Here is a 25,311-nt window from a genome sequence, read left to right as displayed (position 1 = left end):
TCATCGGTCACCCGGACCTGCCTTGTGACTGTGTTCACAAACAGTGCTTGCGAAGCGTTTTCGTTTTGGCCGCGCTGCTTTGGATCGTGTTGGCGCCCCCCTCACCAGGCTCCAAGCGTCCTAGCGTCGATTTCGGGACGCCTGGTCGGAACCGTCGGCCGGGGTCCGCGTACGAATCAGGAGCAGTGCCATGGGTGAGGGTGACGATCGACTGCTGATGGTGCCGGTCCGGCCTGGCCGGTGCGGCTCGGTCGCCGTGCGGACCGGTCGGCTGGACACGGGTGAGCGGGTCGGACTGGCTTTCACCTCGCTGCCCGCACTCGCCGAGGTGTTCGGGTCCGAGCAGGAGTGGATTCCGCTGAACGGTGCCGTGGCTCGTGAGATGTTCGGACTGGCCGGTGCGGCGCAGATGCGGATCGATGCGGTGCCGGTGCCGGTGCCGGTGCCGGTGTCAGTGTCAGTGTCAGTGTCGGTGCCAGTGCCCGCACTCGCCGCCGCTGGGAATCCCGATCCGGTTCCGGCCCTGGCCCCGGCTCCGGCACCAGTCTTGGCCCTGGCTCCAGTGGAATCCGTCGGCCGTCCCGCGCCGAAGCCCAGGCGCCCCCGCGTGCGTCTGGCATACCTGTCGCTGGCGATGCGCCATGCCCACTGAACGCCAGCTCGCGGAGATCGCCGCAGACTATAGGACCCCGGTCTCCATCATCGACACTCGGCGTCTTGTGCCTCGATCAGGTCGAGGTCGCGAACGCAGAAGCGGTGGTGCTCGAAGGTCTCGTTGAGCACCGTGCGGAGGCACTGCCGCACCGAGCGGCCCCGGGCGTACGGCGGCCAGACATCGTCGTCGGGCACCGGCGCGGGCGCTGCGAGCTGCACGGCGGTGACCTCGTCGAGCCAGGCCTCGAGTTCGGCGGCCTGCGCGTCGCGCACGCTCACGATCTCGTCGAGGGCCGGATCGAGCGAGAGGTCAAGCCCGTGCGCTCCACGGTAGGGCTCGACGGTCGGCCCGATGCCCATCGGGGTGAACAGCTCCGTCGAGCCCAGGCAGCAGCGGCGGAACCACGAGTCGTGGACGAAGACCAGGTGGCGCATCGTCTGCACCGCCGACCACTCGTCGTTCACGCTGCGGCGCTCGATGCCGGGCGTACGGCGGATCCGCTCGATCGTGGCGGTCCAGCCGGCATGGAGCTGACGCGATGCCTCGCGCAGATCGTCAGGGTCCTCGGAGCGGATCAGCACCCGCACCGGATGACGCCGGTCGAGCTCTGCCTCGACGTACTCGGTGACCTCGACACCGTTCACCACGAGGTTGGTGACGAGCCCGTCGATCACGGCATCCTGCATGACCACGCCGATCAGGCGTGCCCCGGTCAGATCGCACTCGCGGAACTCCGCACCGTGCAGATCCTCGTCGATATACCGCGTCATGCTCCGCATACTAGGTCCGGGCACCGACAAGCCAGCCTCCCCGGTCGTCGCCGGCGGCGAACCGCTCACCGGCCTCCATCCTCACAACTGTCGGCCGTCGACGACTTCCCCACCACGCCTTAAAGCTCAGTACTACGACAAAGGTGGCATGGCCTCGTGTCCCGGCGGTCGCTACGGTTCGAGAAGGACAACATTTCCTGACTGATCGGAGATACATCATGGCACCTCCGTTCGTGCTCGAATCCGCACCGGCGCCGGAAAGCGACATCGATATCTTCGAAGGTCTGCATTGGGACGGTGCGTACGACGCAGAGGACCAGGTTTGGGTCGGCGCGACTGACACCCAAGTCTCGCTGGACCTGTGCACCTCTCCGTTCTGGGGAGTCAGCGCCACCTTCTGGCTCGAATTCCAGAACCTCTGCTGAGGTGACTCCGTCGGCTCCGGTCCGGCGTGATGGCGGCCCGGAAACCTGGCCTCCACTTCACAGATGCCCGGCAGCGACGAGGAGCTATTGGTATGGGGAATAGGCGTGTTCTTATTCTCACGGGCCGGGCCGACCGCCATTCCGACGTCATGGTTTCGAAACTTGGCAGCATGAGCTGTGAGCCGATTCGGTTGAATGCCGAAGACCTCCAGGAATGTGCAGAGTTCCGAATGGAGTTGCGGGACGGCACCTGGTCCGGTGGTTTGGCGCTGACAAACAGTCGGCGGTTCATCCACGCCGGCGAGACACTTTCCATCTGGTTCCGCAGGCCCTTCTATTACGAGTTCCCGGCAGACCTCCAGCACTACGAGCGACGATTCGTCGCCGCGGAGCGGGAACAGGCACTACAGACGCTGTACTCGTCCTTCCAGTGCTATTGGATGAGCGCCCCGGAGGCGCTTCGTTCCGCGAGTTGGAAGGGCGAGCAGCTGGCGCGCGCCGCCCGGATGGGCTTCGCCGTCCCGGAAACGCTGGTGACCACCGACCCCGGCCAGGTGGACGCGTTCTACGCGAAGCACCGCGGCCAGGTCATCGTCAAGAGCATGGCCGGAGCCGGGGCGATGGCCGGCCGTCTGGGCCCGGACCCGGTGCCCGCCCCGGCCGTCCGCCTGGCGACGCGGATGCTGACACCGGACGACCTTCGGAGGCTGGACTCGGTCAAGGTGGCTCCCTGCCAGTTCCAGGAATACGTTCCGAAGGACTACGAGGTGCGGGCCACCGTTGTCGGCGCCGACGTCTTCGCAGCGGAGATCCACTCCCAGGACGACGAACGGACGCGAGTCGACTTCCGCGACTTCACCGCGGACGTCGTCTACAAGGCGACGGTCCTTCCGGACGACGTGCGGGAACGCTGTGTGGAGTTCGTGCGGAGCTACGGGCTCGAATACGGCGCGGTCGATCTGATCCGGCATCCGGACGGCCGGTTCGTGTTCCTCGAAGTCAATCCGACGGGGAAGTTCATGTTCGTTGAGCAACGGGTCCCCGAGCTGCGGATCACTGATGCGGTCGCGGACAGGTTGGCTCACGGAGGCTCGGCCCATGGGTGACACGGCCGCCTTCACCGATCACGCGCTCGTGTTCCTGCGCGCCGTGATCGGCATCGTCTTCGGCGTCGCTGCGCTGCCGAAGACGGCCCGCCTGCGCGAGTTCGCGGACACCGTGGGCGTCCTGACGGGCCTCGGGCCGCGAACGGCCCGGCCGACCGCGATCGCGGTCGTGCTGATCGAACTGGGCATCGCCGGTCTCACCCTGGACGACGGCTACCCGCTGGTGGCGGCGTTCGCCGCGGGAGCCGCACTGCTCGCCGCCTACTGCGTGATCATCGGCTCCGCGGTTCTGCGGCGGACCCAGGTCCGCTGCAACTGCTTCGGCGGCTCGGCGGAGGTGGTGTCGGGCATCCATGTCCTGCGCAACCTCGTCCTCCTCGCGTGTGCGCTTACCGGGCTCGCCCTGGCGGTACTGCACCGCGATTCCGGTGCCCGGCTGTCCGTGGAGGCGATCGCCGCCGACGTGCTCTGCGCCGGCGTCCTCGCCGTGGTGCTGGTCCACATCGAGGCGCTGGCCCTGCTGGTCGGGCCCGACCGTACGCCGAACTCGAACCGAGGAAACGGATGAGCGGACACCTTCTCACCCTGATCGTGCTGGTGCTCTGCCTGGGAAACAGCCTCCTGATACTGCGGCTCGCCGGGCGGCTCCGGTTCCTGCTGGACCCGGTCAAGTACCCGCTTCGCGTGCCGAGCCTCCCGGTCGGGAGGCCCGCGCCCGCCTTCTCGGCCGAGGCGCTCGACGGTGGCGTGGTCGACTCCAGCCGCTATCTCGGCTCCACGGTGACACTGATCTTCATCTCCGACCACTGCGCCGGCTGCCGGCGGTACCTGCCTTTGCTGGGCGAATGGCGGGACCTCGCGCGGGGGACCGGGGGCGAGTTGCTCGCCGCGGCGTTCCTGGAGAACGACAAGACGACGTCCGGGCTCGCCAGGCTGGTACGCCAGTACGACATTCCGTGCGGTGTCCTCCTCATTCCGCGCGACCACCCGCTCCACGCCTACAACCCTCGCAAGTCGACTCCGTTCTTCTACCACCTCGACCGGGGTGTCGTCAGAGCACGCGGGCTCGTCGGCACCGGCGACTGGGAGGCGCTGGTCGAGACTTGGTCGGGTGCCGCGCAAGCCGGTCATCACTCGTCCAGCGACTCGCTGAACTGAGCCTTGTACAGGCGTGAGTAGGCTCCGGAGTTCCGAAGAAGCGCGTCGTGCGTCCCTTGCTCCACGACCCGGCCGTTCTCCATCACCAGGATCAGGTCGGCGTCGCGGACCGTGGAGAGCCGGTGCGCGATGATGAACGACGTCCGGCCTTCACGCAGGGTGTTCATCGCACGCTGGATCAGGACTTCGGTGCGGGTGTCGACCGAACTGGTCGCCTCGTCGAGGATGAGGATGGCCGGCTGGGCCAGGAAGGCCCGGGCGATGGTGATCAGCTGCTTCTCGCCGGCGCTGAGGTTGGACCCCTCGTCGTCCACCATCGTGTCGTAGCCGTCCGGCAGGGTCCTGACGAAGTGGTCGACCTGGGTCGCCACGGCGGCCCGGCGGATCTGGTCCCGGCCGGCACCGACCGTGCCGTAGGCGATGTTCTCGGCGATCGTGCCGCCGAACAGCCAGGCGTCCTGCAACACCATGCCGGTGTGGGACCGCAAGCCTTCGCGCGTCATCAGTGCCGTGTCCACGTCGTCCAGGAGTATCTGTCCGCTGTCGATCTCATAGAGCCGCATCAGCAGATTGACCAAGGTGGTCTTCCCCGCGCCGGTCGGGCCGACGATCGCGACGGTCTGGCCCGGCTCGATGGTCAGGGACAGGTGCTCGATCAGCGGGTGGTCGGCCGAATAGCCGAACGAGACATCACGGAACTCGACGTGCCCACGGACGCGGGACGGTTCCACGGCCGGAACCGGATCGGGTTTCAGCTCCGGAGCTTCCAACAGGTCGAACACCCGCTCCGCCGACGCCAGTCCGGACTGCAGCAGGTTCGCCATCGCCGCGGCCTGGGTCAAGGGCTGGTTGAACTGTCGCGAGTATTGGATGAACGCTTGCACGCTGCCCAGCGACATCGCTCCGGAGGCCACCCGCAGACCGCCCACGACGGCGATGAGCACGTAGGTGAGGTTGCCGAGCAGTGTCGTCGCCGGCTGGATGAGGCCCGAGATGAACTGTGCCTTGAAACTCGCCTCCCGGAAAGCCTCGTTGTGCTCCTGGAACGCCGCCGCCGACTCCTCGCTCCGCCCGAAGGCCCGCACCAGTGCGTGTCCGCTGTAAGCCTCCTCGACGTAGGCATTCAGTCGTCCCATCGCCTGCGCCTGCTCCACGAACCGCGGCTTCGAGCGCGCGCCGGTCCGGGCGGCGACCAGGAGCGGGAGCGGGACGGTGAGCAGCGTCGCCAGCAGCAGTGTCGGGCTGGTGAGGAACATCATCACGCCGGCGCCGATGATGCCCAGGACGGCCAGCACGACCTGGCCCAGCGTCTGCTGCAACGACTGGCCGAGGTTGTCGATGTCGTTGGTGGCCAGGCTCAGGATCTCGCCGCGTGGCCGGCCGTCGAGGTGTCCCAGGGGCAGCCGGGACAGCTTCGCCTGGACGTCCCGGCGCAGCCGATGGACCCAGCGGTTGACGGCGATCGCGGTGAGCCGGGCTTGGAGCACGCCGAGCAGGAACACCAGCAGGAAGAGGACGGACACGGTCGCCAGGACGTCGCCGACCTGGCCGAAGTCGACGCCCGCACCCGGGGCGAAGTCCGCCGAGGACAACAGGTTGGCGAGCTCTCCCCGGCCCGCGGCTCGCAGGCTCGCGATCGTCGCGGCCTTGTCGGTGCCCGGAGGCAGGTTCCGCCCCAGGGTTCCGGCGAAGATCAGATCCGTGGCCTTGCCGAGCAGCTTCGGCCCGAGGGCGGACAGCGCCGTGCCCGCTGCCGCCAGCAGCAGCGTCAGGACCAGCAGGAACCGTTCCGGGGCCGTGTAACGCAGCAGCTTGCGAACGGTTTCGGCGCTCCGCCCGGACGCGCTCATCAAGCCGTCTCCCGGTCCGGGCCGACGGTCCGTTCCTTCGCCGGGCCGCTCAGGCTTCCAGCCGGTCCGTGAGCCTGGCGCTGCCCCCGGGGAACTCGGACTCGTTCGGTATCGGCGCCACGGTTCCGTTCACCGCGAGGCCGAGTGCGCGGTCGTCGATGAGGAGCACCAGGTTGTCCCGCACGAGGGCGTCGAGCGCCTGGGCGACCTGGTCGGGGGAGGCGGAGATCCCATAGTCGCGCTCGACGAGCTCGACGAGGTTGTCCGGACGCGGTGCCGCGTCACAGGCCAGCAGGACGGCGCGGTCGAGGTGTTTGAGACTCGTCCGGTGCCGGCGGGCGCAACCACGGGTGTCCACGACGTCGAGGACCTCGTCCTGGTCCGTCATCGTCAGCACGGGGCGGGTCCGCGCGCCGAAGGCCGACACCCAGCGGTTCGTCGCCTCCTGCACCGCCCTCACACCCGGCCCCGCCGCCGGGTCGGCGCCGGGCTCGGGGTCCGTGTCCAGCTTGGCCCGGCTCGGCTCGGTGGTGAAGAAGTACGCGAGATCGTCGAGGTCCCGGTTCCCCACCGGGTAGATGTAGGACAACGACGGGATGGGAAAGAGCACCAGGCCGAGCTTCTGGGCCTGCGCGTGATAGACGCTGTACCGGTCGAAGCGCAGCCGGTTGAGGCCGCCCGGGGCCTGGAGGTGCTCCAGGAGCGGTATCCACTGCGCCATCTTCCGGTAGTAGTCGTCCTTCTCGCCGGGGAAGGCCCAGATCAGCGACCAGGAGACCCGGATCCCCGCTTCGAGGGACCACTTGAGCAGCTGGATGTTCTGCGTGGCGGTCACCCCCTTGTCCATCAGCTTCAACACCTCGCTGTGCAGGCTCTCGATGCCGGGCTGGATCCAGCGGACGCCCGCCCGCGCGAGCAGGTCGACCTGTGCGCGGCTCAGGTTCGCCTTGACCTCGTAGAACAGCCGCCAGTCGCGGCTGTCGTCGGCGAGCTGCGGAAGCAGTGTCTTGAAATACCTCATGTCGAGGATGTTGTCGACGACTTCGAAGCCGTTGACGCCGTAGCGGTCGGCCAGGGTCCGGAACTCCGCCAGGACCCGATCGGGCGACTTCGACCGGTAGGACATGCCCAGCCCGTTCAGTCCGCAGAACGTGCACTGGTGCTTGTCGCCCCACCAGCAGCCGCGGGACGTCTCGACCGGGATGCCCGGCCGGATCCGGGAGCGCAGCGGCGAAGTGGCCAGGGCGTCGAAGTAGTCGTCGAACCGCGGTACCGGCAGGCTGTCCAGGCTGTTGAACATCGACCTCGGCAGCCCCGATGCCGACGGGTCCGCCGCCGGTTCCGCGTCGCGATGGCGGGGGCCGAGCACGCCGGGCGCCAGCTCGGCGGGCTCGACCTCCCGGCCCCGGGTCATCGCCTTCCGGACCAGGTCGCAGATGAGGGCGTCGGCTTCCCCGGACACGACGTAGTCGACCCAGGGGAAGCAGCGGTGCGTCGCCTCGCCCATGACCGTCTCGCAGTTCGCGCCGCCGAGCATCGTGATCACTTCGGGATCGAGTTCGTGGATCCGGCGGAGCAGGGCGAGCGAACCGACATGCTGCTCGAACGTCGAGGTGCACCCGACGACGCGGGCTCCGGTGGCCAGCACCCGCCTGGCGATCACGTCGACGAAGTCGGTCGCGGCGTCGCGCAGCGCGGTCACGGCCGCCACGATCGCTTGCGAGTCCCGGCCCTTGTTCGTCGCGCCGGCTTCGCTCAGCAGCCGCAGGTAGGACTCGTCCTGCTCGGGGCGGGGGCCGAACGCGGCGCGGGCGAACGTCCACTCACCCAGGAGATACGTCGTCGGCGCGCCCAGCGCGAAGCTGTACAGTTTCGGGCCGACCGTCTCGGCGAACATCAGGTTGGCATGGACGACCTGCGAGCTGATGCCGTCCTCGGCCAGGATGCTCTGGATCAGGCCCAACGCCATCGACGGCCGCTCCAGGTCCACATACGGCATGGACACCAAGCAGACGTCGCAGCTGCGGACCTCGGACGTGTGGACTTCGGAAGTGCGGACCTCGGGCGAGCGCAGTTCGGGCGTGCGCAATTCGGGAGGGCGGGGTTCGGGAGGACACGGTGCCGTCATCGTCGGGGCGGGGTGCTGTCCTGCGGTCTCGGGCGTCATTCGCTGTCCACTCCCGGTGTGGTCTCAGGGGTGATCGCCGACCTGGCGGGCTCGGTCGTCCGCTGTCGAACGGCCGGATCCGGCGGTCGCGATCACGACAACCCCGGGGCCCCGTCCGCTCAGGTTCACCCATGACGTGAACAAGCGTCTATACGACTTTGGTGGAGCCCCGGGCAACCTCCACCAACGTCGTATAGACCGCCCGGAGCCCGGCTGGCTAGCGTCGGAGATCGTCATGGACCGGCCGCTCCCGCCCTGGCGGACGGCGGTCCCGCGTTCCCACGATTGCGCCGACGAGGCGAAGGAGTCTATGGACATGGGCGCCGAGGACCACAGCCGGAACGGTGCGGCGAACCGGCTCGACACGGCCATCGATCTGCTGGATCCACCGGACGCCGAGGCCGTCCGCGCTTGGCTGAGCCCGGCCAGGAACGGCGGCGGTGTCCACCCGGGCGCCCTCACCGCGATCCTGGAACCGGTCGGCCGCGACTTGCGTCGGCCGAGCCCCGACGACCCCGCCGCGGTCCGCACGGTGGGAGTGATCGGAGGCGGTACCGCCGGCTACCTCATGGCGCTGGCGCTGCGGGTCAAAAGACCCTGGCTGGACGTCTGCCTGGTCGAGTCCAAGGACATTCCGATCATCGGTGTCGGCGAGGCCTCGGTCACCGAGATGCTGTGGTTCCTGCACTGCTACCTCGGCATCGATCCGGTCGAGTTCTACCAGGAGGTCCGCCCGACCTGGAAGCTCGGCATCAAGTTCGACTGGGGACCGGACCCGTCCGGGTTCACCGCGCCCTTCGACTGGGCGAGCCACCCGGTCGGGATGCTGGGAGCTCTCGCGGACACCGGCAGCGTGGACGGGTTCTCCATCGGGTCGCTGCTGATGATGGCCGACAAGGCACCGGTGCTGAACCTCGGCGGCGAGCCGGTTTCCCTGATGAAATACCTGCCTTGCGCCTACCACCTCGAAAACGTCAGGTTCGTGCGATACCTCACCGCCGTCGCGGAGCGTCGCGGTGTCCGGCACGTCGACGCCACGGTCGCCGAGGTCGTCCTGGGCGGCGACGGCTGGGTGGACCACCTGCGGACCACCGACTCCCGAGACCTCCGCTACGACCTCTACATCGATTGCACGGGGTTCCGCTCCAGACTGCTGGGCCAGGCGCTCGGCGTGCCGTTCGAGAGCTACGCCGACAGCCTGTTCACCGATTCGGCGGTCACGGGCAACCGCGACCACCAAGGGCACCTGAAGCCCTACACGACGGCGACGACGATGAACGCCGGATGGTGCTGGACGATCCCGGTGCCGGAGAACGACCATCACGGCTACGTCTACGACTCGTCGGAGATCTCCGATCAGCAGGCCGCCGAAGAACTGCGCACCCGGTTCCCCGGTATCTCCGACCCCGTATACGTGCGCTTCAAGTCCGGTCGGCGGTCCCAGGTCTGGCGGGGAAACGTCATGGCGGTCGGCAACTCCTACGGATTCGTCGAGCCGCTGGAGTCCACCGGACTCGCGATGGCCACCATAGCGATCCGGACCTTCGTCAGCGTCTTGCCGGCCAGCTGGGACGAACCCCTCGCGCGGGACGCGGTGAACGCGTCCCTGAACGGTCAGTGGGACGCGTTGCGCTGGTTCCTGGCTGTCCACTACCGGTTCAATACGCGGTTGGACACACCGTTCTGGAAACGTGCCCGCGCCGCCACCGACGTGTCCGGCCTGCAGCCGCTGCTCGATGTTTTCGCGACGGGTGCTCCGCTGGCGCGGCGGCAGGGTTTTGTCAGGAGCATGCTGATGCAGGCCACCCCGCCGTTCTACGGCCTGGCCGGCGTCGACAACATCTTGCTCGGACAGGCGGTGCCCACCGAACTGGTCTCCACGGCCGAGCCGTTGGAGCGCTGGCGGACGCGCCGTGACGCCGCGGAGGCGCTGCTGCGCCACGCGATGCCGCATGCCGACGCCCTCCAAGCCTTCGCCGACGATCCGGGTCTGATCACCGAGCTGTTCCAGGACGAGGACAGCTGGCTCGGTCCCACCCGCGCTCGCCTGCTCGAAACGTGAGGCCGTCGCGGGGAGCACACCGGGGACTCGTCCAACCGAGGTGACCGCGCGACCACTTCATCTGTGGTATATCAGAGCTCTGGCATGTGCGCCGACCCACGGCGTCGTCGCGGCCGCATTCTCGGGGGAGAGTCACGACGCCGCGTCGAAGGCCGGCTCGCATCGGCTCGACAAATCCAGGTCGGGGGGTGAATCCCCCGAAGGGAACGGGGGAGAGACCTTGCCACTGTCGAAACCGCTTCGTGGACCCCGCCGGTTCGCCATCCGGGCCGGAACGCTCGGGACGGTCGCGGCGACGGCGCTGGTCGCCGTCGCGACGACGGGGACCGCGGGTTCGGCGCCGCCCTCCACGGCGCCCGGCGCGCCCGGCGCCACTTCCCTAGGAGGCACGCACCCGATCTGGGCGACCGCGGAGGCCGACCGCGGCCCGGTCCGGGACGACACCGCGCTGACCATCCAGGTCTATCTGGCCGGAAAGGACCCCGCGGGTCTGGCCGCGTACGCGCGGGCGGTCTCGGATCCGAGCGATGCCGCCTACGGCCACCATCTGACCGCGTCCGAAGCCCGGGCGCGCTTCGGGGCGACCGCCCAGCAGGCGACCGCGGTCGAAAGGTGGCTGGCCGGCGCCGGCCTGCACACCGTCGGGGTGACCGCGCACACGGTCACCGTCACCGGCACGGCGGCGGCGGCCGAGAAGGCGTTCGGCACCGCGGTCCGGGAGTACGCCACGGCGGACGGCGTGTTCCGGGCGCCGGCGGCGCCGGCCACGGTTCCGGCCGCGCTGGGACCCGACGTGCTGGCCGTCACAGGGCTCGACGACCGGCCGTCCGGCTACCGGACGGCGGATCTGATAGCGCTTCCCCAGGCGACCGGGCAGCCCGCCGAGGCGCGCCCCGCCTCGGCCGCCGGCGGACCGCTCAACCTGAACCCGACCCCTTGCTCGGACTATTTCGGGCAGAAGATCGCCACCGGGGTGGTGACCCCCTACGGCACGGACCTGCCCTACCTGACGTGTGGCTACACGCCCCAGCAGCTGCGCGGCGCGTACGGTGCGGGCGGGGCCGGAGCCAGCGGCGCGGGGTACACGGTCGCCGTGGTCGGGGCCTACGGCTCATCGACGATGCCCGCGGACGCCAATACGTATTCGGCGTACCGCGCGACGGCCGGATTCGCGCCGGGTCAGTACACCGAGAAGGTCACCCAGGACCAGTGGACCGACCTGGACGTCTGCAGCCGCTGGCAGTGGACCACCGAGCAGTCGCTGGACGTCGAAGCCGTCCACGCCGTCGCACCGGACGCGAAGGTGCTGTATTACGGTGCGAACTCGTGCAAGGACGCCGATCTGGTCGCGGCACTCGCCGACATCGTCGACAACCACCGGGCCGACATCGTCTCGGCGTCCTGGGGCGATCCGCTCGCCACGACGTCCGGGAATCAGCAGCCTTCGATCATCGCCGAGTACGAGTTCGTCTTCGAGCTCGGCGCGGTGGAGGGGATCGGTTTCGACTTCTCCTCCGGTGACTGCGGCGACGACGATCCGGCGACGGCGTGCGGGGCGCACAAGGGCTCCTCGCGGACGCAGGCCGAGTACCCCGCCGCGTCCCCGTGGGTGACCGCGGTCGGCGGGACCACGCTCGCGATCGACGGATCCGGACACCGCCGATGGGAGTCCGGCTGGGGGAGCGGCTTGCAGGTGCGGACCGGCCCGACCTGGACGGACACGGGGTTCTGGCAGGGGGCCGGCGGGGGTGCCGCTCCGCTGTTCCCCGAGCCCTGGTACCAGTTCGGCGTCGTACCCGGTTCGCTGTCCGCGGGAGCCGGTGGTGCGCGGTCGCGCGTCGTCCCGGATGTGGCGATGGACGCCGACCCGCTCACCGGCCTGCTGATCGGCTTCACCCAGCCGGTGGGAACCGCGCCGACGCCGGTCTACGCCGAGGTTACCCTGGGCGGGACCAGTCTGTCCGCACCGCTGTTCGCCGGGATCCAGGCGGACGCCGCGCAGGCCCGCGGGCACGCGCCGGGATTCCAGAATCCCGCGCTCTACCGGCTTTCCGGCACGCCGTGGTTCCACGATGTGGCACCGGGGACCGACGGCGGCCCGCCCCCGGCCGCTGTCGTCTTCCCGCCCTACGGCGGCGGCTCGTACGCGGTGTTCACTCTGGACCGGGACCAGGGACTCGCGACGGCCCCCGGCTACGACCCGGTCACCGGAATCGGGACGCCGAGCCCTCTGTTCGTCCGGGGCCGCCCGCCCGCCCCGGTGCGGTAGGCCTGGCCACGGGGGCCGCGGGCCTGTCTGCCGAGACACCAGACACGGACGAAGACGCGCACTCCGCCCGGCGTCCCCGTGGCGGAGTGCTCGAACGGGGAAAGGTTGATCGCGATGCCCGAAACAGTTTCCGGAAAACGATTCCGGATGACGCCATCCCTGCCGACCGGATGAATGGCCTGATGATCGGCGAGCGCCATTCGCTGCCGGCCGACTACAGCTGGACCGATCTCGACGCGCTCGGCCGGAGCCCGGCGGTTCGGTTCTTCGTCGACGCCATGGTCGCGATGGAGCCGGACTTCCGGCTCCATCGCGGGAATTACCGGCAGGTCGTACAGGTCTGCCGCCAGTCGCACGGGGGCGAAACAGACCTATGCCTCATGTCCCGGATCGCGCACGAGGAGGGCCTGGACTGTTTGGCGGACGCCCTGACGGCCGAGGACGGGCCGGACGACCTCGCGGCCCTGGTCGAGAAGCAGCTCCCGGAGCGTCCTGTGGCCGATCCGGCGCATCCGCGGTACCGGGTCCTGGGCTACGCGTACTGGTTCCGGACCGGCTTCGGCAGCGAGGCGATGCGGGCGGTGTCCGGCCAGGAGGACGCCGTGGAGTCGCTTTTCGAGTTGGCGGACGAGGACCTCGTCGAATCGACCGAGGAGTACTCCGGCACCCTCGGCGGCTTGGCCCGGCGGCGTTTCCACGTCCCGGTCAACGCGCTGGTGACGGCCCGCCGGGCGGCCGAGAGGTTCGGGACGTGGCAGCAGGGGCGTCGGGCCGACCACGCCGCCTATTACCTGCGTTTCGCCCGACAGCAGATCACGGCGCTGTCGACGCGTGAGCAGTGGACGGCGCTGCTGGCCTTGTGCTCGGAGTCCGACAACCTGGAGGCGGCGCTCACCTATCTTCTCGACGTCGGAAGCGATGCGGACGTCACCGAGGCCCTCAAGACTCTGCTGCCCATCTGGAACAGGTACAAGCCGGCCCACGGGGCCAGGAACCTGCTGGCGGCCGTCCTCGACCGGCACCTGACCACGAGCTCGGCCGAACTCGAGCCGCTCAAGGTGGTGCTCGCCGACACGTTCGCCAGGCGGGGCGAGAGCGAGACAGCCGGCACGCTGCTGGACGAGATCGCGTCGTCCGGCGCGTCGGCGCGGGTGCGCGGCCTCAGCGCGGTGGCGTCGAACCCGGAGGAGGGAGTCGCCCACCTGCACGCCGCGCTGGCGGCGGCCCAGGACTCCGGTCCGGTGTTCGCGGACACCGCCTTGGACCTCGGATGGGCGGAGTACTTCGCCGCCCGGGCCGACGCCGCGATGTGCCACGTCCGCCTCGCCCTCACCGACGCGACGCTGCGAGGCGACGACCTCACCGCGGGGCGGGCTCTGTTGGCGATGTCCGTCTTCGTGGCGGCGGTCGGGGAGGAGGCCACCGCCCTGGGATACTTCGAACGAGCCACGGCCAAGCTCCGAAGGACAGGCAACCGGGTGCTCGTCTCGGAGCTCGCGGAGCTCGCCGGCAGCTGTCTGGTACGCGGCGTGGCGGCCAGAGCCGCCAACACCGCTCGTATGCTCGGCGCCTGCTACGTGTGGCTGACACCGGAGCACTACTGCGGCGAGTCCTCGGTCGCGGACCGGGAATACGAGATCGCGGCCCTGATCGGTGACGAGGAGTACACCGCCCTGTTCCGGGAAGGTGCTTGCTCGACCCCGTTCGAGGTCCTCGGCCTCCTCGCCAGATGCCGGTTCGGCGGCGATCCGCCGGGTGTGATCGCCGACGGGGGACCGCCGCGGACTGTGGCGGCGCCGGTGAGCCCGCACCGCGACGGGACGGACGGCAGAGCCGCGGAGACCCACTTGACCGTGCGTGAGCTAGAGGTCGCCAGACTCGTCGCCGAAGGGCTGACGAACAGACAGGTCGCGCGGCGGTTGGGGATCTCGCAGTGGACCGCGGTCAACCATCTGCGCCAGGTGATGCGCAAGCTTGAGTGCACTTCGCGGGTCCAGGTGGCCGGCTGGATCCACGCGTCGGCCGGATCGGCCGAAGGCGGCGGCTGACGGGCGGCGGCTGACGGGGGGCGGGGCCGCCGCCGGGCCGGCTCATCCGGCCCTGTGCCCGGGGTCCTGCCATGCCGAGTAGCGACGGAACCCGTAGAGCAGAGGAGGCTCGGAGCCCAGGCGTCGGCTCGCGCGCACCGTGCCGATGACCACGTGATGGTCCGCGACCTCCAAGGACCGGGCCAGATCGCAGTCGAGAACTGCGTGCGCGTGCTCGGTCAGCTGCGGTCCGGCGCCGTCCGGGGCGGTGTCCCACCCGATCCGGTCGAACCTGTCGGGTGCTCCCGACGCGAACAGCTCGGCGGCCGACTGTGCGCCGCGATGGAGGAGGTTCACGGTGAATCCGCCTCGTGCCAGGACCGCCTGGCAGGTCGGGCTCGCGCTGCGGAGGCACACGAGCAGCGTCGGCGGAGCGACCGCGACACTGGACACGGTGGAACACGTCATGCCGTACGGACGCCCGTCCGCACCGGTCACGGTCACAATGGCGACACCGGTCGGCAGCGTGGCCATGACGGAACGGAACTCGGCGGACGTCGTCTGCCGGGCGGGCGCAGGCGCCGGGAGCGGGAGGGTGTGCCGGACACCGGGGGCGGTCATCCCGGTGTCGCTCTCGGGGTCAGCCGCACGCCGATATGGTACGGAGCCGACTCGGGAGCGCCCTCGTACCAAGTGAGCGTCCCATCGAGGCAGACAGCGAACGCCACGAGGCCGGCCTGCAGACGCGAGGTCAGTCCGAGTTTGGCCAGGAGCGTCGTCATGTGCCGCTTCACGGTCGCCTCGCGGATCCGCAGATGCCAGGCCATCGCGCGGTTGTCCATGCCGACGGCCAGCATGCGCAGGACGGTCATCTCGCGGTCGGTCAGGGTCTCCAGCATCGACAGGCTGTTCCGCAGCGCCAGCGGCAGCTGCTGCCCGGCCCGGGTCATTCCGGCACCCCCGAGGCGGCGGAGGTGGCGGCGGAGGTGGCGTTCGCCGGGGCCGCCGCGGGCGGCGAGCCGCCGCTGATCCGCACCGGCAGCGAGACCAGGCGCCAGGCGCCGTTCATGGGCACCCGGCGGAGTTCGCCGGGAGCGACGGCGAGTGCGAGGTCCGGGAACCTGTCCCACAGCGCACCGAGCGCGACCTCGCCTTCGAGGCGGGCCAGCGGCGCGCCCAGACAGTAGTGCGGTCCGTGCCCGAACCCGAGATGGGCCTCACGCCGCGAGCCGGTCTCGCGCCGGATGTCCAGCGCCTCGGGCGCCCGGAACCTGCGCGGATCGTGGTTGGCCGCCACGACGGCCGGGAGCACCGACTCGCCCCGCCGCACCGTCACGCCGCCGAAGGCGACGTCCTGCGTCGCGTACCGGTTGAACGCCGCCACGACCGGCCCGCACCAGCGCAGGAGTTCGTCGACCGCGTCCGGGAGCAGCTCCGGCCGGGTTCGCAGGAGGCTGAGCTGGTCGGGGTGCGCGAGCAGGGCCGCGATCCCGTTCCCGATCAGGTGGGCGCTGGACTCGTGCCCGGCGACCACGAGGCTGAGAACGAGAGTGACCAACTCCGTGTCACTGAGCCGGTCGCCGTCGCCGTCGGCGTCGCGGGCCCGGACCAGCGCGGAGACGAGATCGTCCCGCGGGGCGGACCGGCGCCGCTCGACGAGGGCGTGCGTGTAGTCCACCATGCCGACGACGGCGTCGCCGGCGCCGGCGGACAGCCGTGCGCTCCACTCCCGCCAGCGCCCGCGGTCCGCCTCCGGCACGCCGACGAGCTCACAGATCACCGTGAGCGGCAGCGGGTAGGCGAAGTGGGCGAGCAGGTCCACGACTCCTGAGTCCGCCGCGTCGGGAAGCCGGTCGAGGAGAGCGCCGACGACCGCTTCGATCCGGGGACGGAGGCCGGCGACCCGGCGGGCGGTGAACGCCCCCGCCACCAGGCGGCGCACCCGCTCGTGATCGGCGCCGTCCAGGCCCGGCATGCCGGCCTGGAGGTACTTGAGGTAGTCCGCCGGGACACCCCCGGCGAGCCGCCTGCGGTCGATCCCGGGTCGCGGCGGGACCCCGGGGACGTTCGCGGCGTTGTTGACGAAGCGCGGGTCCTTCATCAGGGCCCGCACATCTTCGTAGCGGGTGGCGATCCACCACGGTTCAGTACCCGGGAGGATCCCGCGGACCATCGCCGCACGTTCGCGGATCCGCGCATAGGCGCTGAAGGGGTCTCGGAGGAAGTCCTGATCCGCGAGGTCGACCGGTTCGGTCTCACCCTGCTGGTACCTGGTCATGGGAATCCTGTCGTGGCTGGTTCCGCTCGTGCCGGGTCCGTCCGCGCCGAGCGGTGTCGATGGCGGACCCGGGGTCCAGGGGTCTGCCGGGCGGTTCTGCCGGGCGGGTCTGCCGGGCGGGTCGTGCCGCGGTGGCCCCGTGGCACGACCGCGGCCCGCCGGCTGCGCAGGGGTACGATCCACCTCCGCAGCCGACAGGTTTCTTCGGGCCCGGCCACGGCGGTCAGCCGCAGGACCAGGACCACGACCAGGACGCACTCAGCGAGACCGAGACGGTCACCGAGACCGAGTCCGGGCCGGAGGAGAGCTGCGCCGAGCTCGCCTCAGCCACGATCTCGTCCAGGTTGGCGTACGCGGCGTAGCCGCTCATGAGGTCGGAAGACATGTGATTCACCTCCTCACTACACATCGGGAGCCGATCGGCGGGTCCCTTCGGTGCTCCCGCCACGCTCAGGTAAGCAAGCGGGCTGGACGGCGCGATATAGCAGAACCTTGCGATCGGCTGCGCGCAGCGGCTGCTCGGCAGGCGGCAGCCCGTCCCAGCCGTCTCGACCCTTAGGGGATCCGGCACGGCGCCGATGAATGCCGGCAGGAACCTGCCAGCAACCGCGCGTCGCGCCGGGCACACGGCAAGGTTTTGCCGGTCGTCAGGCGGATCCGCCCCCGACTACCTTGCGTGACCATGGACGTGCTCGATGGATCCGCAGTCATCACGGCGCCGGCCCGCTTCCACCAACTCACCCGGACGGTACGGTCGCTCGGCCTCGGCGCCCTGACGCTCGACAGCCTGACCCGCCTGCTGGGCCGGAACGAGAACTGGACGGCCCGGACCGATCAGGGTTTCGAACTGTTCCTCAAGCGCCTGACCGGGCCACGACCCGCCGCACTGCGCCGGTTCCGGCGCAGTGCGGCGTTCCAGGCCACCGCGTCGAAGGCCGGTTTCCGGTCCTGGCGCAGCCCTGAGTACCTGGGCGGCGACGAGCAGGACGGGCTGCTGGTGTTCCGGGCCCTGACCGGCGCGGTCGGCGCGAACACGCTCGTCCAGGACGACCGCTTCCACACCTCGCTGTCCAGGCGGATGGGGCGCGGCGTGGGCGAGCTCCACGCCTGCAAGGTGGCGCAGGACGCCGATGCCGAGCAGGTCGGCGGCATCGGCGGCAGGCTCCAGGCGCTCACCCTCGCCGAGTACGCCGAGGCCAGCGGCGGGGAGTTGGAAGTCTGGACCCTGATGCAGCACGACAAGCCGCTGCGCCGGGCTTTGGAAGCCCTCGACCGCAGGACCGCCGACGCGCCCAAGGTGCCGAGCCACGGAGACCTCCGGCTCGACCAGTTCCTGCTGGTCGGTGCCGACGAGTTGCACATCACCGACTGGGAGGAGTTCAGTCGGATGGACGCGGCGGTCGACCTGGGGTCGCTCGTCGGTGAGTGGCTGCACCGCGCCGCGACGCTGATGTTCGCCGACGTGGAGTTCGCCGCCGACCAGCCCGCGGCGCGGATCCACGAGGACCTGGTGGCCAAGGGCGAGCGCGAACTGGAGCGGATACGGCCCTTCGTCTCCGCGTTCTGGTCCGGCTATCTCGACGAGCGGGGTCCGGTGGATCCCGACCTGGCCGTCCGGGTCACCGCGCATGCCGGATGGCACCTGTTCGACCGGATGATGGCCGGCGCCATGGTCAGGCCCTACCTGAGCACCATGGAACGCGGCATCGCCGGCATCGGCCGCAACGCACTGATCAACCCCGACGACTTCGTCGAGACCATCGGACTGATCCGGGACGGGGAGTGAGCGTGTCCATCGCGACGACCGGGGAGTTCGGCCCCGGACTGACCGACTTCCTCAGCGGCCTCACGGTGGAGCCGGGCGGCACCAGCGTGACGTTCGGCAGCCGCACGGTCCGCGGCGAATCCGTCGGCGAGGTCAGGAACGAGCTCGCGTCGGCCCTCTACGCCGAACTCCACGCCGGGATCCGGAACGACGCGGGCGGATCGCGTGCGCCGGGCCGCGACGTCGACTTCGAGGCGCTCCTGATCGCGGGCGTGCCGCACGCGACCAGCCCGGTCGAGGCCGTGCTGAGCCCGAATCCCGGGCCCGGCCCCGGGCCCGACCCCGGCCCCGACGAGGTCCTGGTCGACGTCGGCCGGACCCGGGTGCGGGTCGCGGCCGGGGCGATTCTGGAGGGCCCGCGGGACGACGGACACGTGCTGCTGGCGGTGCCCGCCGTCCGCCCCATGCTGAGCCCCGGCTTCCTGCTGGTCACCAGCTCGACACCCGCGGCTCCCGACCAGGGGCCGGTGCTTCGGCTCTACGCACACGTCGCGGACGCGGCGTCGGCTCCGTCAGCATGGAGCAGCGTCATCGGCGCGCTCGAAGACCGGAAGGCGCCCTACCGGGCGAAGGTGCTGTCGGTCCCGGACTCCTACCCCCGGCGAGACGGCATCGTGGTGTATCTGCCCGAGGCTTCCTGGCGGCACGCCGGTGAGGTGGCCGGCGTGATGGCCGCTGTGCCGGGCCTGGACCCGGTGACCTCGCCGCTCACCACCCGCCTGGCCCCCGGTGTCGGTATGGCCTGGGAACCCGCCGACCAGCGGACCGGCTGGAAGCGCATGAGCTTCGGACAGCACCGGACAGCGGCGCTCGCGGAGGGGATCCTGCGCCATCTGGCAGGTGCGCCGGTTCTGGAAGAGGCGATCGCCGAAGCCCTCACAGAGGCGTCGATCGATCCCCGGGAGCCCGCACGCAACCTCGACTCCCCGGAGTTCGTCGTCGAGGCGCGGCCATGAGTGCCGGCCCGCGCCCCGGGTCGGTCTCGGTGTTGTTCCCGCAGCAGCCTGTCGACGGGCGTTCGATCCTGCCCTTCGGCCGCCTGGTCCGGGACTCCTGTGCCGTCCGCCTCTGGATGGGCCAGTCGCTGCGGGTCGAGAGCCATCCGGTCCTGGCCTACCTCGCCGGGGCGGGCTGCGAGATCTCCGTCGGGATCGGCGTGGGTCTCATGGTGCTGCGCCACCCCCTGGACGCCGCGTTGCAGGCGAGGTCGCTGGCCGCTCTGACCGGTCAACCGGTGACGGTCGGCTACGGCGCCGCGGACGCGCGCTTCGTCAGCGGCCTGCGGGGCAGCCCCTACGACCGCCCCGCCAAGGCGGTCGAGGAGTATCTGACGATCATGCAGGCGTTGCTGCGCGGCGAGCGCGTGACCCACCACGGGTCGCTGTACCAGATGGACCAGGCACTGCCCCCGCTGGAGCATCCGCCGGTCGAGGTCGGAGCCGGTGTGTTGCGGGAGGCGATGGCGCGGGCGGCGGGCCGCGCGGCGGACGTCGCGATCACCTGGCTCACGCCGGCCTCCTACGTCCGCGACACGCTGGTCCCGGCGTTGGCCGAGGGCGCCGGCGGCCGACGGAAGCCACCGCGGGTCGCCTCGGTCGTGCACGTGGCGATCGACCGACCCGGCCGCAGCCCGATGCTGCTCGCGCAGAGCGGGGCCGGCAGCCATCTGCGCGCCGCGCACTACACCGACATGTTGCGCAGGGCCGGACTCGACGTCCACTCGGCCGATCCTGTCGCCGGTGCCCGCGAGCTCGTGGAGGAGGGCGTGTTCGTGTACGGGAAGGCGAGCGAGGTCGCGGCCGCGATCCGGGAACAGCACGCCATGGGCGTCGACGAGGTCGTCCTCAACCCGACGGCGGTCTCCAACCTCTTCGGAACCGACGAGGCGTTCCGGGACCTGGAGGAGATCCTCGCCGAGATCGACTCCGGCGGGGGCCACGGGGCGCGGCAGGCACTGTAGCCTGGTCCCGAAGTAACACAGAGTTCTGATAGAGGGGGGGGTGCGGCGTGCACTCGCGGACCAGCTGGGCGGCCTTCGCGCCGATTGTTCTGCTGGCGGTCGCCTTCGTCGTCTACTGCCTGATCGACCTGGCCCGGCGGCCCGACACCAGACACCTTCCCCGCTGGGGGTGGGCGGTGCTCTGCTGCGCGGCGGTCCCGTTGGGCGCGATCGCGTACCTGCTCGTCGGCCGGGGCGAGCGTTGACGACGCGGACGGCGGCGGCGCACGCCGTCCGCACGCACAGCCTCGTGCGCGACTACGGCGGCGGGGCCGGGCTGCACGGCGTCGATCTGGAGGTCCCGAAGAACGAGGTGTACGGCCTGATCGGGCGAAACGGCGCCGGCAAGACCACCGTGCTCTCGATCATCGCCGGACTCCGCCGGGCCGACGCCGGCCGCGTGGAGATGGGCGTCGCCCCCGGACGGACCGCGTTCTGCCCCGACACCCCGGAGTTCGAGCCCTGGCTCACCGCCGCCGAGGTGGTGCGGCAGTCCCTGGGCCTGGCCGCGTCGGCCGGGCGGGGGGAGGGGGACCGGGGCCGGGAGCGGGAGAGCGACGCGGTGGCCCGCCGGCTCGCAGAGGTCGGTCTCACCGAGGCCGCGCAGCGGCGGACCGGCGGTTTCTCCCGCGGGATGAAGCAGCGGCTCAGCCTCGCCGCGGCGTTGGTGCTCGATCCGGAGCTGCTCATCCTCGACGAACCCACCAGCGCGCTCGACCCGACCGGTCGCGCCGACGTGCTCGCCCTGATCTCCGGTCTGGAGGGCACCCGCACCGTGATCTTCTCCAGCCACGTCCTGCCCGACGTCCAGCGAGTGGCCGGCTCGGTGGGCGTTCTGGACCGCGGCCGCCTGCTGTTCCAGGGGACGATGAGCGGGCTGATCGACGCGTACGCCCGGCCGGTGTGGGAGGTCCGGGTGCGCGGCGCGGCGGGGCCGCTCGCCGAGCGTCTGCGGACCCTGCCCTGGGTGGTCGGCGCCGACGCGGGCCAGGACGGCCGCCTCGTCGTCGAGGCCCGGTCCGCGGAGGCCGGCGAGCTCGGGCTGGCGCGCGAGCTCGGGTCCGCCGGGGCGCGGCTGGTGAGCCTCAACCCGGTCGACGCCGATCTGGAGACCGCCTTCCTGACGTTGACCGGCGAGCGGATCCCAGGAGGTGGCGGCGCCGATGACTGACCTGACGGCCTGGCGGGTGGAGTGGCTTCGGCTGTGGCGCAGCCACCGGCTGCTCGCCCTGCTCGCGGTGTTCGCCTTCCTCGGATTCAGCGAACCGCTCGCCGCCCGGTACCTCCCGGACCTGCTGCGCGGTTCGACCGGATCCCGGTTGACGGTCACCGCGGTCGCGCCGGCCGTGCCGGCGGACGGCGTCGGCGGCTATGCGAGCAACAGCCTGCAACTCGGCCTGGTCGTCGTGGTCGTCGTCGCCGCCTTCGCCTGCACCATCGATTCCCGCCCCGCGCTGACCGTCTTCTACCGGACCCGGGTCCGCTCGTTCGCCGCCCTGCTGATCCCCCGCGCGGTGGTGACCGCCTGCGGCGCGATCGCGGCCTATCTGGTCGGGCTCGCCGCCGCCTGGTACGAGACCGCCGTGCTGATCGGGGGTCCGGACGCGGGCGCGATGGCGGCGTCGGCCCTGCTCGGCTCGGTCTACCTGGCGTTCGCCGTGGTCGTCACCGCGGCGGCCGGCGCGTTCGCCCGGAGCAGCCTGGGCACCGTCGGCTACGCGCTCGTGGTCCTGCTGCTGCTCCCGCTCGTCGGCGCGATCCCGCGGCTCGGGTCCTGGCTCCCGTCGGCGCTGGTCCGGGCGCCCGACGCGCTGGTCCGGCACTCGGCGACCGCCGGCCATTATCAGTATGCCGTCGTTTCGGCCGTGCTCTCGGGCGCGGTCCTGCTCCTGGCCGGGTGCCGGGTCGGAGCCCGGCGGGAGACGGGATGACCGGGCCCGGACCCGGCCGGATCCCGGCGCTTCGGACCCGCCTGCCGAACGGCCTGAGGGTCGTGGTGTCCGAGGACCACACGGTCCCGGTCGCGGCGGTGAATGTGTCCTATCTCGCGGGGTCCGCGTACGACCCTCCGGGCGGGAGCGGCACCGCGCATCTGACCGAGCACCTGATGTTCCAGGGCTCCGGGAACGTCCGGCCCGGCGAGCACACCGCGCTGATCAGCGAGCAGGGCGGCACCTCCAACGCCAGGACCGGTCTGGACAGCGTGAGCTACGTCGAGCGCTTTCCGGTCGGCGCGCTGGATCTGGTGCTGTGGCTGGAAGCGGACCGCATGGCGCCTCCGACCGGGAACCCGACGGCCGACGCCGTCGCCGCGCAGCGGCGGGTCGTCGTCGAGGAGCGCAGGCAGACAGAGCGGTCCACGCCGTTCGGGGACCTCCTCCGTCGGACGCTGAGACTGTTGTTCCCGGCCGGGCACCCCTACCATCATGCGCCCGTCGGGTTGGACCGGGACCTCGCCACCGTCGGCCCGGCGGAGCTGGCGTCGTTCCGCCGGGACCACTACGTCGCCGGGAACGCCGTGCTGAGCGTGGTCGGGGACGTCGATGCCGAGCGGGTGGCGGAGTCGGTCGAGCGGTACTTCGCGTTCTCCGCGGCCGACGCTCCGGCGCGGGCGGCGGTCGACGAGCCCGCACCCGAAACCGCACCCGAAACCGCCCCCGAAACCGTCCCCGGGTCGGCCGGCGGGTCGGCCGCCGGCGGCGAGCCGTCCAGGGACGACGCGGACGGGACCCACGGCGGGCTCGTCCAGATCGCCTTCCGGCTGCCGCCGGAGCACGCACCCGGCGCGAACGCGTCCGAGATCGCCCTGACCGCGCTCGGGGCGGGCGTGACGAGCCGGCTGCACCGTCGGCTCGTGGTCCGGGACCATTGGTCGATCCAGGTGGCGGCCGAGGTCCTCAGGCTGGCCGGCACCTCGATCGGCAGCGTGCGCGCGCACCCCGGGCCGGGCGTGTCGACCAACGATCTGGAGACGCTCGTGCTTGAAGAGATCGACCGGTTCATGGCGGACGGCCCCGGCCCCGACGAGTTCGAGGCCGCCGCCGCGCAGCTTCGGCGCACTCGGCTGCAACGTTTCAGCTCCTGTGCCGGACGGGCGGACGAGTTCGCCAGGTGGGCGCTGGCACCCGCCAGCCTCGGCGGCCTCGGCGGCCTTGGCGGCATGGACGACACGGAGCCGCGGGCCCAGGCGCCGGACCTGGACGCCGTCCGCCAGGCCGCGAAGGCGTGGCCGCGCGGCCGGGACCGAGCGGTGGTCGCCTACCACGCGGCGCCGGCATCCGCGTGGTGGGCGTCGTGAGCGCACGGCCCGCCGTGGCCCCGCCGCCGGCCTGGCGGTTTCCCGCAGTGCGGCGGTCCGCCTTGGCGAACGGGCTCGTGATCGAGACGGTCCACCTTCCCGGCAGACCCGTCGCGGTCGCCGTCCTGGGGCTCGACGTTCCGTTGGCGGCCGAGCCCCCAGGACTGGACGGCGCCCTGCTGGCCATGGCCCACACTTTCGCCGAAGGAGCGGGACATCTGACCTCCGACGAGCTCGTCTCCCGGCTCGCCCGCGTCGGAGCCACCTGGTTCCCGGGATCCGGCCCCGACGGGCCGCGGCTCGTCGTGGAGGTCCCGACCGCGGGGCTCGGCACCGCGCTCCAGCTCCTCGCGGTCGCGGTCGCCGAGCCCCGGTTCCCCGCCGACGCCGTCCGGCGGTACGCGACTCGTACGGCGGCGCAGCTCGACGCCTACGCGGCCGGCGGCACCCAGGTCGACGTGATCAACGCGATGGTCGATCCCGGGCACCGCATGTCCCGTCGGGTGGAGGGCGACGCGGACTCGCTGCGGGCGTTGACGTCCGAAGCGCTGCTGGAACTGCACTCGTCCGTGGTCGGCCCGGATCGCGCGACCCTGATCGTCGTCGGCGACCTGAGCACGGTGGACGTGCCGGCCCTGGCAGAGCGGTCCTTCAGCGGCTGGGCGGCGCGGGCGCGGCTCGCGACGGCGCACCCCGCCCCGGTGCCACGCGCGACGCCGCGGCTGATCGTGGTCGAACGTCCCGGCGCCGAGCAGACCCGGCTGGCGCTCGGAACCTTCGGGCCCGATCGCGGCTCCCCGGACTGGCCGGCCCTGACCGTTGCCGGCCATGTGCTCGGCTTCGGCGCCACCTCGCTGATCAACTCGGCGCTGCGGGAGCGCGACGGCTACTCCTACGGGTTCGACACGCGACTTGTGCCCTTGCGCAGAGGAAGCGTTTTCTCGATCGCGGGCGCGATCCGGGGCGACGCGACACCCGACGCATTGTCCGGGTTGCTGGACATCCTGCACCGGGCGCGGCTGGAGGGGCTCGATCCGGCCCGGTGCGAGTCGGCCCGGAAACACCTCGTGCGCACCATGCCGCTGATGTTCGAGACACCCCGTGCCGTGGCGCAGAGCCGGGCGGGCCTGATCGGCGCCGGCTTGTCGGAGGACTATCAGGACGCCCATATCGCCGCGGTCGGCGCGGTGACTCCCATCGAGGCGTCGGAGGCTTTGGCGCGCGCCGTCGACCCGGCCGCCCTCACGCTCGTCGTCGTCGGGGACCCCGGACACTGCGATCCGGGCCGGCTGCGCCTGGCGATGTCCGAGGCCACCCGGAGCGGACGAAGCGGCGGTAATGAAGCCGCGGTAATGAAGCGGTGGCGATGAAGCGGCGGCCATGAAGCGGCGGCCATGAAGCGGCGAGAATACGGGAATGGTC

At 71.1% G+C, this 25,311-nt stretch carries 23 protein-coding genes; 16 read left to right on the top strand and 7 right to left on the bottom strand.

The features are described from left to right. Positions 1 to 190: 190 nt before the first annotated feature. Positions 191 to 652 carry an SAV_915 family protein gene (locus tag ABD481_RS25650; protein WP_344668304.1) on the top strand — a complete coding sequence of 154 codons (462 nt, stop codon included), beginning with the start codon at positions 191 to 193 and terminating at the stop codon, positions 650 to 652. Positions 653 to 699: 47 nt separating this feature from the next. Here the strand turns inward: ABD481_RS25650 and ABD481_RS25645 are convergent, their stop codons facing one another. Next, positions 700 to 1,434, bottom strand: coding sequence for a DinB family protein (locus ABD481_RS25645; RefSeq protein WP_425559287.1), 735 nt, complete (start codon positions 1,432 to 1,434; stop codon positions 700 to 702). Positions 1,435 to 1,643: 209 nt separating this feature from the next. Between ABD481_RS25645 and ABD481_RS25640 the strand changes: the two genes are divergently transcribed. The 4 genes from ABD481_RS25640 (at position 1,644) to ABD481_RS25625 (ending at position 4,114) form a co-directional block, all read left to right on the top strand. Continuing rightward, positions 1,644 to 1,850 (top strand): hypothetical protein, encoded by a 207-nt coding sequence (locus ABD481_RS25640; RefSeq protein WP_344668303.1) that lies wholly within the window; start codon positions 1,644 to 1,646, stop codon positions 1,848 to 1,850. A gap of 230 nt (positions 1,851 to 2,080) precedes the next feature. Continuing rightward, positions 2,081 to 2,956, top strand: a complete 876-nt coding sequence (locus ABD481_RS25635; RefSeq protein ID WP_425559285.1) for an ATP-grasp domain-containing protein — start codon at positions 2,081 to 2,083, stop codon at positions 2,954 to 2,956. Further along, positions 2,949 to 3,524 carry a MauE/DoxX family redox-associated membrane protein gene (locus ABD481_RS25630; protein ID WP_344668302.1) on the top strand — a complete coding sequence of 192 codons (576 nt, stop codon included), beginning with the start codon at positions 2,949 to 2,951 and terminating at the stop codon, positions 3,522 to 3,524. Before ABD481_RS25635 ends, ABD481_RS25630 begins: the two co-directional genes overlap by 8 nt. Continuing rightward, positions 3,521 to 4,114 (top strand): TlpA family protein disulfide reductase, encoded by a 594-nt coding sequence (locus tag ABD481_RS25625; protein WP_344668301.1) that lies wholly within the window; start codon positions 3,521 to 3,523, stop codon positions 4,112 to 4,114. The genes ABD481_RS25630 and ABD481_RS25625 overlap by 4 nt, the downstream gene beginning before the upstream one ends. On the opposite strand, the gene ABD481_RS25620 is transcribed toward ABD481_RS25625, so the two are convergent. Both ABD481_RS25620 and ABD481_RS25615 read right to left on the bottom strand, forming a co-directional pair. Continuing rightward, positions 4,087 to 5,964, bottom strand: a complete 1,878-nt coding sequence (locus tag ABD481_RS25620; protein ID WP_344668300.1) for an ABC transporter ATP-binding protein — start codon at positions 5,962 to 5,964, stop codon at positions 4,087 to 4,089. The two genes, ABD481_RS25625 and ABD481_RS25620, sit on opposite strands and share 28 nt — an antisense overlap. Positions 5,965 to 6,013: 49 nt before the next feature. Next, on the bottom strand, positions 6,014 to 8,053 hold the full coding sequence (locus ABD481_RS25615; protein WP_344668299.1) for a RiPP maturation radical SAM C-methyltransferase: 2,040 nt from the start codon (positions 8,051 to 8,053) through the stop codon (positions 6,014 to 6,016). Positions 8,054 to 8,447: 394 nt separating this feature from the next. Here ABD481_RS25615 and ABD481_RS25610 point away from each other — a divergent pair, with 394 nt between their 5' ends. The 3 genes from ABD481_RS25610 to ABD481_RS25600 all read left to right on the top strand — a co-directional run bounded on the left by ABD481_RS25610 (position 8,448) and on the right by ABD481_RS25600 (position 14,510). After that, on the top strand, positions 8,448 to 10,193 hold the full coding sequence (locus tag ABD481_RS25610) for a tryptophan halogenase family protein (protein ID WP_344668298.1): 1,746 nt from the start codon (positions 8,448 to 8,450) through the stop codon (positions 10,191 to 10,193). 220 nt (positions 10,194 to 10,413) lie between these two features. After that, positions 10,414 to 12,462, top strand: coding sequence for a S53 family peptidase (locus ABD481_RS25605; protein ID WP_344668297.1), 2,049 nt, complete (start codon positions 10,414 to 10,416; stop codon positions 12,460 to 12,462). Positions 12,463 to 12,644: 182 nt separating this feature from the next. Next, entirely contained in the window at positions 12,645 to 14,510 is a 1,866-nt protein-coding gene (locus ABD481_RS25600; RefSeq protein ID WP_344668296.1) for a LuxR C-terminal-related transcriptional regulator, read from the top strand. A gap of 42 nt (positions 14,511 to 14,552) precedes the next feature. On the opposite strand, the gene ABD481_RS25595 is transcribed toward ABD481_RS25600, so the two are convergent. The 4 genes from ABD481_RS25595 to ABD481_RS25580 form a co-directional block, all read right to left on the bottom strand. Next, complete coding sequence (locus tag ABD481_RS25595) at positions 14,553 to 15,023, bottom strand: flavin reductase family protein (RefSeq protein WP_344668295.1); 471 nt, start codon at positions 15,021 to 15,023, stop codon at positions 14,553 to 14,555. Positions 15,024 to 15,106: 83 nt separating this feature from the next. Next, positions 15,107 to 15,439 carry a helix-turn-helix domain-containing protein gene (locus ABD481_RS25590; protein WP_344668294.1) on the bottom strand — a complete coding sequence of 111 codons (333 nt, stop codon included), beginning with the start codon at positions 15,437 to 15,439 and terminating at the stop codon, positions 15,107 to 15,109. After that, positions 15,436 to 16,767, bottom strand: coding sequence for a cytochrome P450 family protein (locus ABD481_RS25585; RefSeq protein WP_344668293.1), 1,332 nt, complete (start codon positions 16,765 to 16,767; stop codon positions 15,436 to 15,438). The genes ABD481_RS25590 and ABD481_RS25585 overlap by 4 nt, the downstream gene beginning before the upstream one ends. A gap of 223 nt (positions 16,768 to 16,990) precedes the next feature. Then, complete coding sequence (locus tag ABD481_RS25580; RefSeq protein WP_344668292.1) at positions 16,991 to 17,152, bottom strand: LxmA leader domain family RiPP; 162 nt, start codon at positions 17,150 to 17,152, stop codon at positions 16,991 to 16,993. Between the two features lie 297 nt (positions 17,153 to 17,449). Between ABD481_RS25580 and lxmK the strand changes: the two genes are divergently transcribed. From lxmK to ABD481_RS25540, 8 genes are read left to right on the top strand one after another with little or no spacing between them, the layout of a single operon-like run. Then, positions 17,450 to 18,553 carry a class V lanthionine synthetase subunit LxmK gene (gene lxmK, locus ABD481_RS25575; RefSeq protein WP_344668291.1) on the top strand — a complete coding sequence of 368 codons (1,104 nt, stop codon included), beginning with the start codon at positions 17,450 to 17,452 and terminating at the stop codon, positions 18,551 to 18,553. Between the two features lie 2 nt (positions 18,554 to 18,555). After that, the gene (locus ABD481_RS25570) at positions 18,556 to 19,548 is read left to right on the top strand and encodes a T3SS effector HopA1 family protein (protein WP_344668290.1); all 993 of its coding nucleotides are present in this window, start codon (positions 18,556 to 18,558) and stop codon (positions 19,546 to 19,548) included. Continuing rightward, positions 19,545 to 20,552 carry an LLM class flavin-dependent oxidoreductase gene (locus ABD481_RS25565; protein WP_344668289.1) on the top strand — a complete coding sequence of 336 codons (1,008 nt, stop codon included), beginning with the start codon at positions 19,545 to 19,547 and terminating at the stop codon, positions 20,550 to 20,552. Before ABD481_RS25570 ends, ABD481_RS25565 begins: the two co-directional genes overlap by 4 nt. Before the next feature lie 47 nt (positions 20,553 to 20,599). After that, positions 20,600 to 20,797: a PLDc N-terminal domain-containing protein gene (locus ABD481_RS25560; protein ID WP_344668288.1), complete on the top strand. Its 198-nt coding sequence runs from the start codon at positions 20,600 to 20,602 to the stop codon at positions 20,795 to 20,797. Further along, positions 20,794 to 21,762, top strand: a complete 969-nt coding sequence (locus ABD481_RS25555) for an ABC transporter ATP-binding protein (protein ID WP_344668287.1) — start codon at positions 20,794 to 20,796, stop codon at positions 21,760 to 21,762. Before ABD481_RS25560 ends, ABD481_RS25555 begins: the two co-directional genes overlap by 4 nt. Beyond that, entirely contained in the window at positions 21,755 to 22,522 is a 768-nt protein-coding gene (locus tag ABD481_RS25550; protein WP_344668286.1) for a hypothetical protein, read from the top strand. The genes ABD481_RS25555 and ABD481_RS25550 overlap by 8 nt, the downstream gene beginning before the upstream one ends. After that, positions 22,519 to 23,889 carry a M16 family metallopeptidase gene (locus ABD481_RS25545; RefSeq protein ID WP_344668285.1) on the top strand — a complete coding sequence of 457 codons (1,371 nt, stop codon included), beginning with the start codon at positions 22,519 to 22,521 and terminating at the stop codon, positions 23,887 to 23,889. Before ABD481_RS25550 ends, ABD481_RS25545 begins: the two co-directional genes overlap by 4 nt. Further along, complete coding sequence (locus tag ABD481_RS25540) at positions 23,886 to 25,259, top strand: M16 family metallopeptidase (RefSeq protein WP_344668284.1); 1,374 nt, start codon at positions 23,886 to 23,888, stop codon at positions 25,257 to 25,259. Before ABD481_RS25545 ends, ABD481_RS25540 begins: the two co-directional genes overlap by 4 nt. Positions 25,260 to 25,311: the final 52 nt, after the last annotated feature.

This window comes from Catenulispora yoronensis, assembly GCF_039531695.1.
Lineage (GTDB): Bacteria > Actinomycetota > Actinomycetes > Streptomycetales > Catenulisporaceae > Catenulispora > Catenulispora yoronensis.
Note: the sequence above shows the minus strand (reverse complement) of the source record. Positions and strands in the feature narration are given on the sequence as shown.

Excerpts from the sequence above, each read along its gene's own strand:
- ABD481_RS25650 (WP_344668304.1), top strand. The coding sequence starts at position 191 with ATGGGTGAGGGTGACGATCGACTGCTGATGGTGCCGGTCCGGCCTGGC.
- ABD481_RS25645 (WP_425559287.1), bottom strand. The coding sequence starts at position 1,434 with ATGCGGAGCATGACGCGGTATATCGACGAGGATCTGCACGGTGCGGAG.
- ABD481_RS25640 (WP_344668303.1), top strand. The coding sequence starts at position 1,644 with ATGGCACCTCCGTTCGTGCTCGAATCCGCACCGGCGCCGGAAAGCGAC.
- ABD481_RS25635 (WP_425559285.1), top strand. The coding sequence starts at position 2,081 with ATGGAGTTGCGGGACGGCACCTGGTCCGGTGGTTTGGCGCTGACAAAC.
- ABD481_RS25630 (WP_344668302.1), top strand. The coding sequence starts at position 2,949 with ATGGGTGACACGGCCGCCTTCACCGATCACGCGCTCGTGTTCCTGCGC.
- ABD481_RS25625 (WP_344668301.1), top strand. The coding sequence starts at position 3,521 with ATGAGCGGACACCTTCTCACCCTGATCGTGCTGGTGCTCTGCCTGGGA.
- ABD481_RS25620 (WP_344668300.1), bottom strand. The coding sequence starts at position 5,964 with ATGAGCGCGTCCGGGCGGAGCGCCGAAACCGTTCGCAAGCTGCTGCGT.
- ABD481_RS25610 (WP_344668298.1), top strand. The coding sequence starts at position 8,448 with ATGGGCGCCGAGGACCACAGCCGGAACGGTGCGGCGAACCGGCTCGAC.
- ABD481_RS25600 (WP_344668296.1), top strand. The coding sequence starts at position 12,645 with ATGATCGGCGAGCGCCATTCGCTGCCGGCCGACTACAGCTGGACCGAT.
- ABD481_RS25595 (WP_344668295.1), bottom strand. The coding sequence starts at position 15,023 with ATGGCCACGCTGCCGACCGGTGTCGCCATTGTGACCGTGACCGGTGCG.
- ABD481_RS25590 (WP_344668294.1), bottom strand. The coding sequence starts at position 15,439 with ATGACCCGGGCCGGGCAGCAGCTGCCGCTGGCGCTGCGGAACAGCCTG.
- ABD481_RS25585 (WP_344668293.1), bottom strand. The coding sequence starts at position 16,767 with ATGACCAGGTACCAGCAGGGTGAGACCGAACCGGTCGACCTCGCGGAT.
- ABD481_RS25580 (WP_344668292.1), bottom strand. The coding sequence starts at position 17,152 with ATGTCTTCCGACCTCATGAGCGGCTACGCCGCGTACGCCAACCTGGAC.
- lxmK (WP_344668291.1), top strand. The coding sequence starts at position 17,450 with ATGGACGTGCTCGATGGATCCGCAGTCATCACGGCGCCGGCCCGCTTC.
- ABD481_RS25565 (WP_344668289.1), top strand. The coding sequence starts at position 19,545 with ATGAGTGCCGGCCCGCGCCCCGGGTCGGTCTCGGTGTTGTTCCCGCAG.
- ABD481_RS25550 (WP_344668286.1), top strand. The coding sequence starts at position 21,755 with ATGACTGACCTGACGGCCTGGCGGGTGGAGTGGCTTCGGCTGTGGCGC.
- ABD481_RS25545 (WP_344668285.1), top strand. The coding sequence starts at position 22,519 with ATGACCGGGCCCGGACCCGGCCGGATCCCGGCGCTTCGGACCCGCCTG.